Origin of the sequence: Catenulispora subtropica, assembly GCF_039531675.1 — a bacterium.
In the GTDB taxonomy this organism is placed as follows: Bacteria; Actinomycetota; Actinomycetes; order Streptomycetales; family Catenulisporaceae; genus Catenulispora; species Catenulispora subtropica.
Map to the genome: position 1 here is coordinate 20,531 of NZ_BAAAQM010000024.1, position 12,662 is coordinate 33,192.

Annotated in this window: 14 protein-coding genes; 7 read left to right on the plus strand and 7 right to left on the minus strand. The window is 71.7% G+C overall.

Annotation, left to right across the window (positions count from 1 at the left end; all coding sequences use genetic code 11):
• Positions 1 to 148: 148 nt before the first annotated feature.
• The 4 genes from ABD466_RS21210 to ABD466_RS21225 are packed head-to-tail and all read left to right on the plus strand — an operon-like array spanning position 149 to position 4,153.
• Positions 149 to 1,255 (plus strand): hypothetical protein, encoded by a 1,107-nt coding sequence (locus ABD466_RS21210; protein WP_344658862.1) that lies wholly within the window; start codon positions 149 to 151, stop codon positions 1,253 to 1,255.
• 41 nt (positions 1,256 to 1,296) lie between these two features.
• Positions 1,297 to 2,961, plus strand: coding sequence for an energy-dependent translational throttle protein EttA (gene ettA, locus ABD466_RS21215; protein ID WP_344658863.1), 1,665 nt, complete (start codon positions 1,297 to 1,299; stop codon positions 2,959 to 2,961).
• The gene (locus tag ABD466_RS21220) at positions 2,961 to 3,440 is read left to right on the plus strand and encodes an acyl-CoA thioesterase (RefSeq protein ID WP_344658864.1); all 480 of its coding nucleotides are present in this window, start codon (positions 2,961 to 2,963) and stop codon (positions 3,438 to 3,440) included. The genes ettA and ABD466_RS21220 overlap by 1 nt, the downstream gene beginning before the upstream one ends.
• Complete coding sequence (locus ABD466_RS21225; RefSeq protein ID WP_344658865.1) at positions 3,437 to 4,153, plus strand: DUF8185 domain-containing protein; 717 nt, start codon at positions 3,437 to 3,439, stop codon at positions 4,151 to 4,153. Before ABD466_RS21220 ends, ABD466_RS21225 begins: the two co-directional genes overlap by 4 nt.
• Before the next feature lie 10 nt (positions 4,154 to 4,163).
• On the opposite strand, the gene ABD466_RS21230 is transcribed toward ABD466_RS21225, so the two are convergent.
• Positions 4,164 to 4,664 (minus strand): YceI family protein, encoded by a 501-nt coding sequence (locus ABD466_RS21230; RefSeq protein ID WP_344658866.1) that lies wholly within the window; start codon positions 4,662 to 4,664, stop codon positions 4,164 to 4,166.
• 89 nt (positions 4,665 to 4,753) lie between these two features.
• On the opposite strand from ABD466_RS21230, the gene ABD466_RS21235 reads away from it, so the two are divergent.
• Complete coding sequence (locus tag ABD466_RS21235; RefSeq protein ID WP_344658867.1) at positions 4,754 to 5,284, plus strand: MarR family winged helix-turn-helix transcriptional regulator; 531 nt, start codon at positions 4,754 to 4,756, stop codon at positions 5,282 to 5,284.
• 277 nt (positions 5,285 to 5,561) lie between these two features.
• Here the strand turns inward: ABD466_RS21235 and ABD466_RS21240 are convergent, their stop codons facing one another.
• A complete protein-coding gene (locus ABD466_RS21240; protein WP_344658868.1) occupies positions 5,562 to 5,915 on the minus strand; it encodes a DUF6204 family protein in 354 nt (117 codons plus the stop codon).
• Between the two features lie 74 nt (positions 5,916 to 5,989).
• Positions 5,990 to 6,412 carry a globin gene (locus ABD466_RS21245; protein WP_344658869.1) on the minus strand — a complete coding sequence of 141 codons (423 nt, stop codon included), beginning with the start codon at positions 6,410 to 6,412 and terminating at the stop codon, positions 5,990 to 5,992.
• Positions 6,413 to 6,425: 13 nt separating this feature from the next.
• On the opposite strand from ABD466_RS21245, the gene ABD466_RS21250 reads away from it, so the two are divergent.
• Positions 6,426 to 8,135 carry a DUF2079 domain-containing protein gene (locus ABD466_RS21250; protein ID WP_344658870.1) on the plus strand — a complete coding sequence of 570 codons (1,710 nt, stop codon included), beginning with the start codon at positions 6,426 to 6,428 and terminating at the stop codon, positions 8,133 to 8,135.
• 68 nt (positions 8,136 to 8,203) lie between these two features.
• On the plus strand, positions 8,204 to 8,632 hold the full coding sequence (locus ABD466_RS21255) for an OsmC family protein (protein WP_344658871.1): 429 nt from the start codon (positions 8,204 to 8,206) through the stop codon (positions 8,630 to 8,632).
• A gap of 73 nt (positions 8,633 to 8,705) precedes the next feature.
• Here the strand turns inward: ABD466_RS21255 and ABD466_RS21260 are convergent, their stop codons facing one another.
• The 4 genes from ABD466_RS21260 to ABD466_RS21275 all read right to left on the minus strand — a co-directional run bounded on the left by ABD466_RS21260 (position 8,706) and on the right by ABD466_RS21275 (position 12,654).
• Positions 8,706 to 9,653 carry an N-acetylglucosamine kinase gene (locus tag ABD466_RS21260; protein WP_344658872.1) on the minus strand — a complete coding sequence of 316 codons (948 nt, stop codon included), beginning with the start codon at positions 9,651 to 9,653 and terminating at the stop codon, positions 8,706 to 8,708.
• Complete coding sequence (locus ABD466_RS21265) at positions 9,644 to 10,912, minus strand: 6-phospho-beta-glucosidase (RefSeq protein WP_344658873.1); 1,269 nt, start codon at positions 10,910 to 10,912, stop codon at positions 9,644 to 9,646. Before ABD466_RS21265 ends, ABD466_RS21260 begins: the two co-directional genes overlap by 10 nt.
• A 36-nt stretch (positions 10,913 to 10,948) precedes the next feature.
• Positions 10,949 to 12,133, minus strand: a complete 1,185-nt coding sequence (locus ABD466_RS21270) for an ROK family transcriptional regulator (protein WP_344658874.1) — start codon at positions 12,131 to 12,133, stop codon at positions 10,949 to 10,951.
• A 122-nt stretch (positions 12,134 to 12,255) separates the two neighbouring features.
• Entirely contained in the window at positions 12,256 to 12,654 is a 399-nt protein-coding gene (locus ABD466_RS21275) for a TIGR03668 family PPOX class F420-dependent oxidoreductase (RefSeq protein ID WP_344658875.1), read from the minus strand.
• Positions 12,655 to 12,662: the final 8 nt, after the last annotated feature.

Sequence of the window (12,662 nt, forward strand, 5' to 3'; positions counted from 1 at the left end):
GGCCAGGTGGTGAGCCCACCGCCGTGTGGGCTGGCCGAGCCCACCATCCGAAGCGGCCGCCAGCCCGCCTGTCCACCCCCCAACTCAGCCATTCGGCGCCGTCTGCCCGCCCCCCGACCTGGGCAAAAACCCGCTCGTGGGTGCAGACGTGAAGCGCGTTCGAGCGCGATGGATCCCGGTGGCGGCCGTCGGTATGGCGGCGGCCGCGGCGGTCACGGGTGCCGTGTGGGCGCACGGTTCGAACGCGGGACCGGGCGAGCAGACGGCGGCCGCCTCGGCCGCGCAGCACGATGGCAAGGCCGGTGCGGCGCCGGTCGGCTTGTCCGGTCGCGTCCGCGTCTCCCGTCCCGTCGCGCCGTTGCAGGCGCCGCTGGTGCGGCCCGCCGAGCGGTCGTTCGCCGGGGAGGGCGAGTGGCGTGTCCTCGCGGCCGACTCGCACGGTGAGCCCGTCGTGCAGGGCACCATGCTTCGGGCCGGGGGCAGTTCGTCGCCGGTGGCGATCGCGTGGATCCGGCAGTCGGCCGCGCGCTTCGAGCTGCACCCCGGTTACGCGCAGCCGGGTGGGACCTGGTCGCAGCCCGACATGCTGCCGCGTGAGAGCCGTTCCGGTCTGATCGCGACCTGGAACGGTGGCTTCCTCATGGGTGACTCCGGGGGTGGCTTCTTCCTCGACGGTAAGCAGTACGGTCCGCTCGTCCCCGGGGTCGCCGCCGAGGTGTTCCATCGGGACGGGTCCTTCACCGTCGGGGTCTGGGGGCGGGACGTCAGGATGGACTCCTCCGTCGTCGGTGTCCGGCAGCAGCGGCAGCTGATGATCGACGGCGGGCGCATCGCGAGCACCATCGACTCGCTCTTCACCTGGGGTGTCACCGACGGGGGTGCCACCTATGTCCGGCGCTCCGGTGTCGGCGTCACCAGGGCCGGGGACGTCGTCTTCGCCCTCGGGCCGGTGATGTCGCCGCGTTCGCTGGCCACCGCGCTTCAGCAGGCCGGGGCGGTGCGGGCGATGGAATTGGACATCAACATCAGCTGGCCCAGCTTCATGGCGTACGACTCCTCCGTCGATCCGACCGATCCGCGGCCCTTCAAGTGGGGTGACTACCCGCGTGCCGCCGAGCGCTACTTCTCGCACTCGGCCCGGGACTTCGTCGCCGTCTACGCGCGGGCCGCCGCGGCGTACGGCGGCTGCGTCGACCTCACCGGGGCCGCGCGGCCACGCCCCGGTCAGGGGGCGGGTTACCCCCTGGCCTGCTGAGCGTAAAAACCACCTCCCGCCGCCAACTAAGCTTGTGACTTATGGCGGAGTTCATTTACACCCTGCGCAAGGCGCGTAAGGCCCACGGCGACAAGGTCATCCTCGACGACGTGACCCTGTCGTTCCTGCCGGGGGCGAAGATCGGTGTCGTCGGCCCGAACGGCGCGGGCAAATCGACGGTGCTGAAGATCATGGCCGGGTTGGAGACGCCGTCGAACGGTGACGCCATGCTCGCGCCCGGCTACTCCGTCGGCATCCTGCTGCAGGAGCCGCCGCTGGACGAGTCCAAGACGGTGCTGGAGAACGTCCAGGAGGCCGTGAAGGAGACGCTGGGGCTGCTCACGCGGTTCAACGAGATCGCCGAGCAGATGGCCACGGACTACTCCGACGAGCTGCTGGCCGAGATGGGCAAGCTGCAGGACGAGCTGGACCACCGGAACGCCTGGGAGCTCGACTCCCAGATCGAGCAGGCGATGGACGCGCTGCGCTGCCCGCCCGGCGACGCCGACGTCTCGGTGCTCTCCGGAGGCGAGCGCCGCCGGGTGGCGCTGTGCAAGCTGCTGCTGGAGGCCCCGGACCTGCTGCTGCTCGACGAGCCCACCAACCACCTGGACGCCGAGTCGGTGAACTGGCTGGAGCAGCACCTGGAGAAGTACGCGGGCACGGTGGTCGCCGTCACCCACGACCGGTACTTCCTGGACAACGTCGCCCAGTGGATCCTGGAGCTCGACCGCGGTCGCGCCTACCCCTACGAGGGCAACTACTCGACCTACCTGGAGACCAAGGCCCAGCGTATGCGGGTCGAGGGTCAGAAGGACGCCAAGCGCCAGAAGCGTCTGAAGGAAGAGCTGGAGTGGGTCCGCTCCAACGCCAAGGCACGCCAGGTCAAGAGCAAGGCCCGTCTGGCCCGCTACGAGGAGATGGCGGCGGAGGCGGACAAGGTCCGCAAGCTGGACTTCGAGGAGATCCAGATCCCGCCGGGCCCGCGCCTGGGCAACATCGTGATCGAGGTCGACCACCTGGTCAAGGGCTTCGACGAGCGGGTCCTCATCGACGACCTGTCCTTCACGCTGCCGCGTAACGGCATCGTCGGCATCGTCGGCCCGAACGGAGCCGGCAAGACCACGCTGTTCAAGACCCTGGTGGGCTTCGAGAAGCCGGACTCCGGCTCGGTGAAGGTCGGCGAGACCGTCTCGATCTCCTACGTGGACCAGAACCGCGCCGGCATCGACCCGAAGAAGACCCTGTGGGAGGTCGTCTCCGACGGCCTGGACTACATCAAGGTCGGCCAGGTCGAGATGCCGTCCCGCGCCTACGTCTCGGCGTTCGGCTTCAAGGGCCCGGACCAGCAGAAGCCGGCCGGCATCCTGTCCGGCGGCGAGCGCAACCGGCTGAACCTGGCCCTGACCCTGAAGCAGGGCGGCAACCTGCTGCTCCTCGACGAGCCCACCAACGACTTGGACGTGGAGACGCTCTCCTCGCTGGAGAACGCGCTCCTCGACTTCCCCGGGTGCGCCGTGGTCATCTCCCACGACCGCTGGTTCCTGGACCGGGTCGCCACGCACATCCTGGCGTGGGAGGGCGACTCGAAGTGGTTCTGGTACGAGGGCAACTTCGAGGGCTACGAGAAGAACAAGGCCGAGCGCCTCGGCCCGGAGTCGCTGCGCCCGCACCGCGCCACCTACCGGAAGCTGAAGCGCGACTGATGACCGGCGGCACCGGGATAAGCACCACCTCCTCTTCCGCGTCGGCGATCTCGCCGGCGGGGAAGCGGCACGTGTACCTCTGCCCGCTGCGGTGGTCGGACATGGACGCCTACCAGCACGTGAACAACGTGGTCTACCTCCGGTACCTGGAGGAGGCGCGGGTGGACTGGATGTTCCGCCGCGCCTCCGAGGCCGGGGTCGAGGGCTTCGCCACCTTCGGCACGGTCGTCGCCAAGCACGAGATCGCCTACAAGCGCCCGCTCGTCTACCGCCCGGAGCCGGTGCGGGTCGAGGTGTGGGTGACGCATGTGGCCAACGCGAAGTTCACCGTCGCCTACGAGGTCTGTGACGACGACGGCGTCTACGCGACCGCGTCGTCGATCCTGGTGCCCTACGACGTGGCGGCCGGCCGGCTGCGGCGCCTGTCGCAGATGGAGAAGGACTACCTCGCCGAGTACTACACGCCGGCGGCGGCATGAGCGCCGTGGTGTCCGAGCTCGTCCTGGCCGGGGCCGATGAGGCCGAGGACCTCGGCGGCTACCTCACGCGGCTGCTTCGGTTCGACAAGGCGGCGGCGGTGCGGGTGGTCGCTACGGGGACGGCGGTCGGGGTCTACGGCCAGCCGCCGTTCGACGTGCTGACGCTGCGGACGCTGGCCTTGGCGCCGGCGGGGTCGGCGGCCGCGCGGGCTGGAGTGGGCACTGCTGGAGCCGACACCACCACCACCCTCGTCGAGACGGTGTCGGAGGTGGACGTCACGGTGTCCGCGGGCGACCTGCTGCACGCCATCGCCCCGGACGGCGCGCTGCCCCTGCCTCGCCCGCTGGCCGGGGCGACCGCCTGGACCGGGTTCCTGCCGCCCCGCGCGGGCTGGCAGCCGGTCGGCGGCCTTCCGGTCGCCGAGGTCGAGGCCGCCGCGCTGGCCGGGATCGCGGCCTTCAAGGAGCGCGCCGAGGCGATTCCGGACCGGGAGCGGACCCGCGCGGCCGTCGACCGGGTCGCGGCCGAGATCTGGGACCGTTCGCTCGCCTATGGCCTGCCGGTCCGCGCCGCGCACGCCGCGCGCGCGATGGCGTTCCTCGGCCCCGCGCAGTCGGCGACCGCCACGGTGCGCTCGGCCGGCCGCTGGCTCCGCCTGGACGCGCCGTACGGGACCGTCGTCCTGCGAACCGGGTCCGGCCTGCTGCCCTGAGGCGGAGGCCTCACCCCTGCTGCGTGAACCGCAGCTTCACGCCTATCTCGCCCTTGCCGGCCATCATGCCGAGCTGGTTCCACGTCATCCCGAAGTCCGCGCGCACGTAGGGGATGGTCGCGGTCAGTGTCACACTGTCGCCCTGCCGGTCGGCGTGCGCCACGAACGTCAGGGGCTTGACGACGTCGCGGACCGTCAACGTGCCCCGCACCCGCACCTCGGAGCTGTCCGGGGCGACCGGTGCGACGTGCTCGGCGGCGAACGTGAAAGTCGGATGTCGCCGCACGTCGAAGAAGTCGGCCGAGCGCAGGTGCTCATCGCGCTTGGCCAGCCGCGTGTCCAGGGACGCGGAGTCGACGGTGACCGTGCCCTCGGCGGTGCCGTCGTCGGCCACGACGCCCTCGGCGTGAACGGTCCTGAACACGCCGCGGACGGTCGCGAGACCCCAGAAGGTCTTGTTCTTGAACGTCACCTCGTGCCCCGACGGGTCCAGGGTCCATTTCTCGGTCATGGCGGGCTCCCAGGTAGGTAGCGCGATATCTTCTCGCTAGCAATTAGCTAACTGGCGAGATAATAACCGGGTGACCTATCCTGGTCAACGTGGCGGACGTGAACGGGATGGACGGGCGCACCCCCTGCGCCGAGGAAGACTGCCCCTCGCCGGCGGACCTGGCCCTCCTGCACCAGTGGAACCAGCTCCAGGGGGCCTTCCGCCGGCTGAACGGCCGGCTGCTGGACGACGTCGAGGCCAGCTCGGGCGTGTCGCCCTCGGCCTTCCAGGCGCTGTGGTTCCTGGTCGGCAGCCCTGAGCGCACAGCGAAGATGAGCCAGCTCTCGGCGATCCTCGGCTTCTCGACGGCCGGCACCACCAAGGTCGCCGACCGCCTGGCCGAGGCCGGCCTGATCGAGCGCAGTCCGTCGGCCGCCGATCGCCGTGTGATCCTGGTGACGCTGACGGCCCACGGCCTCGAGGTCGCCGCGGGGGCCATCCGCACGTTCCTCGCGGCGCTTCGCGAGCGGGCCGTAGAGCCGCTGGGGGAAGACGGCTTCGGGGCGCTGGTGCGGTCGGTGGCCGGGCTGGATCCGGAGGGTGGGGCGGAGGAGTGCGTGGTGGCGGTGCCGGGCGGGTGAGGGCCGGTCGCTGAGCTCTGGCGTGAGCCGCCTGCCTCAGCGCCTCAGCGGTGGTCGAACCGGCCCGGGCGCGATCACCTCAGACGGTGACGCCGTTGTCGCGCAGCCAGGTGAGCGGGTCGATCAGCGTGCCCTGACGGTGGGTGATCTCCAGATGCAGGTGCGGGCCAGGCATCGGCGCCGTTCCAGCTCACGCGACATGTCGAAGCCGCATGCCGAACGTGGCCGCCCGCACCGCGATGTGAGGCGACTCGCGTCGAAACGGCGCCGAACCCGCTTATCCTGCGGCCTGCGCCTTCCGCTGCCGCTTGGCCAACGGCATCAACGCCATGTCCTCCGCGCTGACCTTCAACGCCTTGTACGCGTACCCGCGCTCGCCGAGCCACAGCTCCGCCTTCGCCTGCGCCCGCTCCCCGGCCGCGACGATGTCCTCTTCGCGCTCGCCGTACTCCAGGTACCGGAAGGTGAAGAACGGCCGCATCGCCAGATCGTACGTCAGGCTGCCCTCCGCGGTGAAGGCCGCGTTGAACACGTCGTGCTCCGCTGCCCGCGCCAGCAGCTCGGCCCGCTGCTCCTCGCTCAACGCGTCGAAGGACCCGCGGACCATGATCCGGAAAGTGCGTTCGCTCATGGCCCCGACCCTAACCACGGCCGGGCGGGGCCACGAATGAATTCCTCAGCGGTCGCCGACTCGTACCGTCCCGGTCATTCCGCATTGACCATGCTGTGCGCGGCGCGCACCAAGTAGTCCCAGAGCTCGGCCTCGTACAGCGGCGGCAGCTCCAGCTCGTCCACCGCCACCCGCATGTGCGTCAGCCACGCGTCCCGGGCCGCCGGGTCGACCTTGAACGGGAAGTGCCGCATCCGCAGCCGCGGGTGCCCCCGCTGCTCGGAGTACGTCGTCGGTCCGCCCCAGTACTGTTCCAGGAACATCCGCAGACGCTCCTCGGCCGGCCCGAGGTCTTCCTCGGGGTACATCGGCCGCAGCAGCGGGTCGGACGCCACCCCCTCGTAGAACCGGGCGACCAGCTTCCGGAAGGTCGGCGCTCCGCCGACCGCCTCGTAGAACGTGACGGGTTCCTCGCGATCACTCACCCCGCCATTGTCCCACCGTGCGCGGACCGGCATCTATGCTTCATCCATGCCGGGGGAGTCGAAAGCGCTGGATACGGGATCCATACCCACGAATGGCGAGGCCGCGGGCCTCCCGCTCGCCGTCCACCTGCCGGAGCCCCGTCACGAGTACGAACCGCCGCAGCCACCGGCCAACGGCACCGTCACCGATGCGGGCATCCAGCCCGGACGATCGAACCTCCTCGGCCGCCGCCTCCGCTCGGCCGCCCCCTGGCTCATCTCCGCAGGCGCCTTCTTCATCTACTCCCTGATCTCCGTCCTGCGCTACGAACGCCGCGAGTCCATGTCCTGGGACCTCGGCATATTCACCCAGGCGGTCCGCGCCTACGCCCACTTCCAAGCCCCGATGGTCAACATCCGGGGCCAGAACCTGGACCTGCTCGGCGACCACTGGCACCCGATCCTGATGCTCCTGGGGCCGGTCTTCCGCGTCTTCCCCTCCCCGATTACCCTCCTGGTCGCCCAGTCCTTCCTCCTCGCGCTAGCGGCCGTCCCGCTCACCCGCACCGCGATGGACCTCCTCGGCCCCCGCCAGGGCTCGGCCATCGGCATCGCCTACGGCCTGTCCTGGGGCGTGGTCCAGGCCGCCAACTTCGACTTCCACGAAGTCGCCTTCGCCGTCCCCGCCCTGGCGTTCAGCCTCTGCGCCTACATCCGCCGCGACGACGCCCGAACGGTCCTGTGGTCGCTGCCCCTGTTGTTCGTCAAGGAAGACCTGGCTCTTCTGGTCCCGGTCATCATCGCCATGGTCGTGGCCCGCACCCGGCTTCGCGGCCGGGCCGGGTACCAGGGTGCGGCGATCGGCGTCGGCGTCGCCTGCGGCGCCCTGCTGACCTCGTTCCTGGTGAAGGTCGTCATCCCGCACTTCAACCCGGACAACGCCTACCTCTACTGGAAGGAGGGCGGCTGCCTGGACCCCGGGCAGCACGCCGGCCTCGGCCGGCTGATGACCTGCGTGCCCGGGCAGCTCCTGGACGGCCTGGGCGTCAAGGAACGTACGATCCTGCTGACGCTGCTGCCGGTCGCCTTCGTCGCCGTGCGCTCCCCACTGGTGCTGCTCGCGGTCCCTGCCATGCTGGCGCGCTTCGTCAACGTCGGTTCGGCCTACTGGGGCACCGACTTCCACTACAGCGTCATCCCGATGGTCATCGTCTTCGCCGCCGCGGTCCACGGCCTGGTGCTGATGAAGGAGTCGCGGGAGGCGGCCGCGCGGCGGCAGGCGTCCCGGAAGCCCCAGGACCAGCACCGGATCCAAGCCCCGCCCCAGCCGTCCCGCCGGTCCGGGTCCCCCGTCCAGGGCTGGTTGCGCGCCGTCGGCGACGCCCAGCTCAAGCACGGCGCCGTCGCCATGCTCGCGGTCGCCGCCGCGCTGACCCAGTCCTTCCCGCTGCAGGACCTGTGGCACCACGAGACCTGGTTCCCGGACGCGCACGTCGCGGCCGTCAAACGCGGCGAGGCGGCGGTGCCGTCCGGCGTCACCGTGGAGACCACGGTCACCATGCTCCCGGCGCTCGCCGCGCGCACCGAGGCGCTGTGGATCGGCAACCCCAACATCGTCGAACCGCCCGAATACGAGGCCTTCGACATCGACCGCGCGGGCTGGAACGGGCAGCCGTCGGCCCTGGACTTCGTGCGCTCGCGGCACCCCGGATACGGGTACGAGCAAGTGTTCGCCGACGCCGCGAACAACGTGTACGTGTTCAGACGGACTGACTGAGCGAGCCCGCCGACCCCGTGAGAGGATCGCGTCAAAGCCGCGACTGCACTGAAGAAGGTAGGGAATCCATGGCGACCACGCGCAAGGCCGACACTCACTGGGAAGGCAGCCTGATGGACGGCAAGGGGGCCGTCACGCTGGCCTCCTCCGAGATCGGGACCTTCGACGTCAACTGGCCCGCGCGCTCGGCCGAGCCGAACGGCGTGACCAGCCCCGAAGAGCTGATCGCCGCGGCCCACTCCACCTGCTACTCGATGGCCCTCTCGCACGGCCTGGCGCAGGCCGGCACCCCGCCGACCAGCGTCGACACCCACGCCGAGGTGGACTTCCAGCCCGGCACCGGCATCACGGAGATCCGCCTCACGGTCCGCGCCTCGGTGCCCGGCCTGAGCGCCGAGGACTTCCAGGCCGCGGCCGAGAACGCCAAGGCGAACTGCCCGGTGTCGAAGGCGCTGGCCGGCGTTCCGTCGATCACCCTGGACGCCGCGCTCGTCTGAAAACCATGAGAAAGGCTCCCCACGCGCGTGGGGAGCCTTTCTCATGGCCGCGCGAAGCAGGGCCCGTACGTCTCTAGCGCCGGGCCAGCTCGTCCAGCCCCAGCAGCACCGCGCCGTGGATCGGCCGTTCGTCGGCGACGGTCAGCACCGCGCGCGGCGCCCGCTCGGCGAAGCGGCGCTCGATCCCGGCCATCAGCAGCGGCTGCCGTGCCCGCAGCACCCCGCCGCCGAGCACCACCTCGGTGTCGGCGTCCATCAGCTCCAGCCGGCCCATCGCCGCGAACGCCCAGGCGCACACCTCGTCGGCGAGCCGCTCCACGATCGACAGCGCCACCTCGTCGCCGAGTCCGGCGACCTCGAACACCAGCGGCGCCAGCTCGCCGAACCGGTCGTCGGCGATCCGCCCGAAGTGGATCGCCTCCACCAGCTCGGCCATCGAGGCGCACTCGAAGTGCTCGGCGACCGCCTTGCGCAGCACGGTCGGCGCGCCGCGGCCGTCCTCGGCGCGGACCGCGAACCAGTGCGCCGTCTCGCCGATGCCCGCGCCGCCGCCCCAGTCGCCGGACACCACGCCGATCGCGGGGAACCGGGCGTGGCGGCCGTCCGGGGCGATGCCGACGGCGTTCATGCCGGCGCCGCAGACCACCGCCACGCCCCAGGGCCGGGACGTCCCCGAGCGCATCAGCGCGAACGCGTCGTTGTCGACCACGGTGCGCCGGGCCCAGCCGCGCGCCGCGAACTCCGCGGTCAGCGCGTCCACCTCGACGGGGAAGTCGGCGCCGGCGACGTACGCGGCGAGCAGGTCGGCCAGCGGCTCGTCGGCCGGCAGCCCGAGCTCGGCCCGGATCAGCGCCACGCCCTGGGCGGCCACCGACACCGAGCCGGGCACCCCGTCCAGGTAGGGGGTGAAGCCGCCGACGCGGACGCAGGCCAGCACCGTGCCGTCCGCGGCGGCCAGCGCCACCTCGGTCTTGCTGTTCCCGCCGTCGATCGCCAGGACGGCCGCGCGGGTCACGCCCACGGCAGGAAGTCGCGGTTCTTCGCGACCAGCGCGTCGGCGAGCTTGTCGGCCAGGTCGGCCTGGCCCACCAGCGGGTGCGCGAGCAGAGCGGTGCGCACGCGGTCCACGCCGCCGTGCACGGCCGCCTGGATCGCCAGCTCCTCGTACGCGCTCACGTGCGCGATCAGGCCCCGGTACAGCGGCTCGACCGGGGAGCGCAGCGGCGCCGGCCGCACGCCGGAGGCGTCGACGACGGCCGGGACCTCGATCACCGCCTCGTCGGCGAGGAACGGGAAGGTGCCGTCGTTGCGGACGTTGACCACCAGCTCGTCGCCGAGGTCGCCGTGCAGCGACGCGAGCAGCTCGACCGCGGCCTCGGAGTAGAACGCGCCGCCGCGCTTGCTCAGCGCCTCGGGCTTGGTGTCCAGCGCCGGGTCGGCGTACTGGGCGAGCAGTTCGGCCTCCACCGCCGCGACCGCCTTGGCCCGGTTCTCGCCCCTGGCCACCTGGTCGATCTGTTCCTTGACGACGATGTCGTGGGCATAGAAGTAGCGCAGGTAATAGGAGGGGACGACGCCGAGCCGGCTGATCAGCTCCGCGGGCAGCTCGATGTCGTGCGCGATCTCGTCGAGCGACTCGGCCAGATACTTCGGCAGCACGTCGACGCCGTCCAGGTAGAAGCCGCGCTCCCAGGTCAGGTGGTTGAGCCCGACATGGTCCAGCTTGATCCGCGACGGCTCGACGCCCAGGTGGGCGGCGGCCCGCCGCTGGAAGCCGATGGCCACGTTGCACAGGCCCACCGCCCGGTGCCCGGCGTCGAGCAGGGCCCGGGTGACGATGCCCACCGGGTTGGTGAAGTCGATGATCCAGGCCTGCGGCGCTATGCGGCGCACCCGCTCGGCGATGTCCAGCACCACCGGCACGGTCCGCAGAGCCTTGGCGAACCCGCCGGCCCCGGTCGTCTCCTGTCCGACGCAGCAGAACTCCAGCGGGAACGTCTCGTCCACGTTCCGGATCGCCTGCCCGCCGACCCGCAGCTGGACCAGCACCGCGTCCGCGCCCTCGACCCCCGCCTCCAGCTCGGTGTGCGTGGTCACCGTGCCGGGGTGCCCCTGCTTGGCGAAGATCCGCCGCGCCAGCCCTCCGATCAGCTCCACCCGGTCGGCGGCGGGGTCGATCAGGGCGAGCTCGGTGAGCGGCAGGGTGTCGCGCAGCCGCGCGAAGCCGTCGACCAGCTCCGGGGTGTACGTCGATCCTCCGCCGACGACGGCGAGTTTCATATCAGGCTCCTGTCCCGGTCGGTAGCAACATCTGCGCTACGCCCCGCGGCTGAAGAGGTCCTCCCGCACCGCGCGCAGCGCTCCGTGGATGGCCCCGGCCAGCACCGGGTTGCCCTCCACGGTGGACACCGCGAGCGTGGGGCGGGGGACCGCGACGGCGTGCAGTTCGTGCGCGATCAGGTCTTTGAGGAGGTCGCCGCCGGCGCGCAGGGTGCCGCCGGACAGGACGACGAGCGAGGGGTCCAGGACGGCCAGGACCGGGGCCAGGCCGCGGGCGGTGCGGCGGGCCAGAGTGGTGAGCATGGCGGTGTCGCCCACCTCCACCGCGCGGCGGACCGCCTCGGCGTGGTCGGTCACGCGGATGCCGTGCTCACGGGCCAGTTGCAGGACCGCGGGGCGGCCTGCCAGGTTCTGGAAGGTGTTCTTCACCGGCTTGGCGCCGGCCCGCAGGACCGGGTCGTCCGGGTCCAGGGCGACCGGCATGTAGCCGATCTCGCCGGCGCCGCCGCTGGCGCCGCGCACGAAGCGGCCGTCCTGCACGATCGCCAAGCCGATGCCGTTGCCCAGCCACAGCACCACGAAGTCGTCGGCGCCGCGGGCCTGGCCGTGGTGCTGCTCGGCGATGGCGGCCAGGTTGACGTCGTTCTCCACCTCGACCCGGACGCCGAGCAGCTCGCGCAGCCGCGCCAGGTTGCCGCCGTGCCAGCCGGGCAGGTCGCGGGCGAAGCCGAGCTGCCCGGTCTCCGGGTGCGGGGCGCCGGGCACGCCGATCACCACGTGCCGCACCGCCTCGGGCGCGACGCCGGCCGCCTCGGCGGCACCGTGCAGGGCGTCGCGCACCCGCTCCACGCTGCCGGCCGCGCTGCGCCCGACCACCGGGACCTCGAACTCGCCGACCACCTGGCCGGCCAGGTCGGCCACGGCCGCGGTGACCCGCGTGTGGGTGACGTCGACGCCGCCGGCGTACCCGGCGGCGGGGTTCACGGCGTACAGCTGGGCGCTGGGCCCGGGGCCGCCGGCCGCGGTGCCGGCCGGCACCACCAGGTCGGCGGTCAGCAGCCGGTCCACCAGCTGGCTGGCGGTGGGTTTGGAGAGCCCGGTCAGGGCCCCGATCCGGGTCCGGGTCAGCGGACCGTGCTCGAGCAGCAGCTCCAGTGCGGAGCGGTCGTTGATCGAGCGGAGCAGGCGGGGGGTGCCGGGGGTGGTGTCGGAAGTGGCCACGGCGGCATTCTCCTCCCCGCTTCCCGGTGCCGGTCGCGCATCTATTAGGAAAGTTTACTAACGAAACGGGAGGCTACTGGTCCCGTCCCCGCCCGTCAAGAGTCTTCCCCGCGCGCGCCGGATCAGGCCGCCCAGCCCGACCACTTCACGACGGTCACCAGCACCGCGGGCCCGTCCGGCGGATCCGCCCGATAGTGCCGGTACCGGGCCTGGAACGCCGCCAGCACAGCGGGGGTCAGCGGGCTGACGCGCGCGATGCCGTCGGCCCGCGCCCACCACAAAGCGCTCCAGTCGTCGGCGTAGTGCTCCGCCAGAAGGGAGACGTGCGGGTTCGCCGCGATGTTCCTGAGGCGCTTCAGATCCGTGGTGCGCTTCGGCTTGTGGTCGACCACCAGGGCCAACGACGCGCCGACCGCTGCGAAGACTACCGGGACCAGATGAGGAACGCCTGAAGCGTCCGCGGTGGCCAGGATCGCGTGCGGCTGGCGCAGGAAGGCGGCGCGGGCCTCGTCGGGGGTCATGCCTTCCG

Bases quoted from the DNA above. Each gene is read 5' to 3' on its own strand.
- ettA (WP_344658863.1), top strand. From the start codon at position 1,297: ATGGCGGAGTTCATTTACACCCTGCGCAAGGCGCGTAAGGCCCACGGC.
- ABD466_RS21220 (WP_344658864.1), top strand. From the start codon at position 2,961: ATGACCGGCGGCACCGGGATAAGCACCACCTCCTCTTCCGCGTCGGCG.
- ABD466_RS21225 (WP_344658865.1), top strand. From the start codon at position 3,437: ATGAGCGCCGTGGTGTCCGAGCTCGTCCTGGCCGGGGCCGATGAGGCC.
- ABD466_RS21230 (WP_344658866.1), bottom strand. From the start codon at position 4,664: ATGACCGAGAAATGGACCCTGGACCCGTCGGGGCACGAGGTGACGTTC.
- ABD466_RS21240 (WP_344658868.1), bottom strand. From the start codon at position 5,915: ATGAGCGAACGCACTTTCCGGATCATGGTCCGCGGGTCCTTCGACGCG.
- ABD466_RS21245 (WP_344658869.1), bottom strand. From the start codon at position 6,412: ATGCCGGTCCGCGCACGGTGGGACAATGGCGGGGTGAGTGATCGCGAG.
- ABD466_RS21250 (WP_344658870.1), top strand. From the start codon at position 6,426: ATGCCGGGGGAGTCGAAAGCGCTGGATACGGGATCCATACCCACGAAT.
- ABD466_RS21255 (WP_344658871.1), top strand. From the start codon at position 8,204: ATGGCGACCACGCGCAAGGCCGACACTCACTGGGAAGGCAGCCTGATG.
- ABD466_RS21265 (WP_344658873.1), bottom strand. From the start codon at position 10,912: ATGAAACTCGCCGTCGTCGGCGGAGGATCGACGTACACCCCGGAGCTG.
- ABD466_RS21275 (WP_344658875.1), bottom strand. From the start codon at position 12,654: ATGACCCCCGACGAGGCCCGCGCCGCCTTCCTGCGCCAGCCGCACGCG.